Raw genomic sequence first — 2,732 nt, forward strand, 5'->3', positions numbered from 1 at the left:
AGAATTGACCAGAATGCTGCCGGAAAGAAAACTGTTCTTGGAGTAATGAATCCCTGGGACCGCTATCAGTTTGACCTGCCAAATGTAATTTCCAAGCGTCTTGATGTTCTTCTTGGAGCAAAAAGACCTGATGACCTTACAAATGCTACAAATGCAAATCTTATAAAGTACACCCTTTGTATGATAAGCGTTCTTGACTGGTGGATTAACAATCCTTCAAGCCCTGCTTACTCTTCAAGTACAGAAAATCAGTACAGGGTTTCTGCAAAAGACGGTTCACCGGAATTCAGTGTTCCTTTAAGGACAGACCAGAACACCCTTTTTGCAGAAAACATAAAGAAGTCTTTAGCTGCAAGGGCAAAAAAATAAGGCACCCTTTAAGGCACCTTACTTATTCAGAAAGCTTCATGCTGAAAAATCAGTGTGAAGCTTTTTTTTACTCATCGCTTTTATCAGAAACGTCTTCGTATTCAACTTCTTCAGGCTTTTTTTTGTAACTGTAAACTGCAAGACCTGCACCGGCTACTATTGCCAGAATACCAAGTATACGGATGATTACAACGCCTACTGTCTGAGCCCTGATTATACAAAGAAGAATACCTGCTGCAATCAGAAACATTGCCCTTAAAAAAAGTCCCTTTACATTAACTTCTGAATCATTAAGCCTTACTATTATATAAAGTTCAGATGCTGCACGACAGAAAAAGAATATTGCCATGATTATCATAACAAGCTTAAGCATTGCCATACCGGCATCCATAAAATAAACAGGAAGAACTGCTGCAAGAATACCACATACAATTGTCAGGACACTCTTTACGATTGTTACCGTTACAAAAACCTGATCCTGAGAAATCTTACGGTAAGCCATAAGTTCACTTATACCGTTGATTACAGAAGCTATACCTGTGATTACGATTGCAACCAGAAGCATGCTTACAGGATTTATGCACATGAGCATTCCCACAATAAAAATCAATATTCCAAAAAGCAAATTCATATTTTTCATAAAGTCTCCTGTTTCTACATATAATATACACCATGAGGGAGCAAATAAAAAGGTTACATCTTAAGAAGAAGGATTTTTTTCCTTTCTTAATTCCATTTTTGGTAGTATACTTAACTTCCGCCTAAAAAAATTTGTGAGATAAAGAGGTAAATATGGATTTTAAACTTATTCTTGAAATCGTCGGCTACATCGGTTCTGCGCTTGTTGTAGTTTCCATGCTTATGACTTCTGTAGTAAAGCTCAGGCTTATTAATTTAATTGGAAGCGTAATCTCTATTGTTTACGCAGCAATCGTTCACGCCTACCCTCTGGCAATAATGAACTTTTGTCTTGTTGTTATTAATGTCTACAATCTTTACAAACTGCTGAATACCAAAAAGGAATATTCTGTTGTTCAAGTGGGAGCAGATGATTCATTTGCAAAGTTTTTTATCAACAGCTTTAAAAGTGATATAAAGTCTTTCTTTGCTGATTTTGAAGATCTTTCCGGAAGTGACAGCATTCATCTTGTGTGCTGTGGAACTTCTCCTGTGGGAATTCTTGCAGGTACAGAAAAGAATGACTGTCTTGAAGTAAAAATTGACTATACTATCCCTATGTACCGCGACTGTTCTGTTGGAAAATTCATTTATTCATATCTTGCTTCTAAGGGAGTAAAAAGCCTTAAGGCAAATGCCAGCTGTCCAAGTCATCAGGCCTATCTTAACAAAATGGGATTTAAGGAAAAGGATTCCTGCCTTATAAAAGAACTGTAAAAAAAACGGCAGCCAATCAGAATGCATCCCTCAAAGTGGACAAATAATGTTCATTTTAAGGAGGTGCATTTTTTATTGTCAGTTTAAAAATAACTTCTTAAAATTTTCATCAATAGCTGCAGAAAGTTTTGGTGTAGAAATATTTCGTTTTGATGCAATGTATTCGTAAACATAATTCAGATTCACCGGAGTATTTGCCGTGCTTTTTAAAGGCACAGGGGCATAATAAGGTGAATCAGATTCAATAAGTATACGGTCCTTTGGAACATAGGCAACAATATCAGCCATATCAAGAGCGCCTTTTTTTCCGGCATAGGTTACGGCTCCACTAAAACTTATATACCAGCCCAGGTCCAGAAAAAAATCCAGTTCAGATTTACTGTAAGCATATCCGTGAATAACACCCTTGTTCCATTTTACAGCTTTTAAAACGTCTGTAGTTTCTTTAAATCCTTTTCTTGAATGAAGAATTACAGGCATGTTGAGTTTTTTTCCAAGGGTAAGCTGAAGGGCAAAGAGGTCCTGTTCATCGCTGATGGTCTGGCTGTCAAAATAATCATGTTCCCTGCCTTCGTATTCAACGGAATCCCAGTCATGGTCTATTCCACAAGGGCCTATTGCAAGAAGCCGGTCTGCAAACTGATCATCTGAATCCCTAAAACTTAAAATATTTTCTTCAAGTTCAGCAACGTAATCAAAACGTTTTTCTACTGAATCATAATCCGGCATTATTCCTGCACTAAGGTAAAGCATCTGGGAAGCAGAATTCTTTCTAGTCTCATCTTCTATAAGTTCAAGACTTTCTCTTAAAAGGTCTGCACGATGCCAGATATCCGTGGCTGTCATACCTGTATCCATGGCAAAAAAAGGTTTAGCGGCTGCCATTTGAGAGAGTATTTCTGCTCCATATTCAGGACCGGAGTCTTCTATCATCTTTGAATAATTAAAAATTAAATCTGAATACATAC

General features: G+C 37.3%; 3 protein-coding genes and 1 pseudogene. 2 read left to right on the forward strand and 2 right to left on the reverse strand.

Going from position 1 to position 2,732, the window contains the following annotated elements; genetic code table 11:
• Nucleotides 1–369: pseudogene (locus K6D58_RS00640) on the forward strand (hypothetical protein); the annotation flags it as partial.
• Nucleotides 370–436: 67 nt separating this feature from the next.
• Here the strand turns inward: K6D58_RS00640 and K6D58_RS00645 are convergent.
• A complete protein-coding gene (locus tag K6D58_RS00645) occupies nt 437–1,009 on the reverse strand; it encodes a DUF308 domain-containing protein (protein WP_296826505.1) in 573 nt (190 codons plus the stop codon).
• 152 nt (nt 1,010–1,161) lie between these two features.
• Between K6D58_RS00645 and K6D58_RS00650 the strand changes: the two genes are divergently transcribed.
• Nucleotides 1,162–1,764 (forward strand): YgjV family protein, encoded by a 603-nt coding sequence (locus K6D58_RS00650; protein WP_296826507.1) that lies wholly within the window; start codon nt 1,162–1,164, stop codon nt 1,762–1,764.
• Nucleotides 1,765–1,842: 78 nt separating this feature from the next.
• On the opposite strand, the gene K6D58_RS00655 is transcribed toward K6D58_RS00650, so the two are convergent.
• On the reverse strand, nt 1,843–2,732 hold an 890-nt coding region (locus K6D58_RS00655), incomplete at its 5' end, for a TatD family hydrolase (RefSeq protein ID WP_296826509.1).

Source organism: Treponema sp., assembly GCF_024696245.1.
Lineage (GTDB): Bacteria > Spirochaetota > Spirochaetia > Treponematales > Treponemataceae > Treponema_D.

Excerpts from the sequence above, each read along its gene's own strand:
- K6D58_RS00645 (WP_296826505.1), bottom strand. The coding sequence starts at position 1,009 with ATGAAAAATATGAATTTGCTTTTTGGAATATTGATTTTTATTGTGGGA.
- K6D58_RS00650 (WP_296826507.1), top strand. The coding sequence starts at position 1,162 with ATGGATTTTAAACTTATTCTTGAAATCGTCGGCTACATCGGTTCTGCG.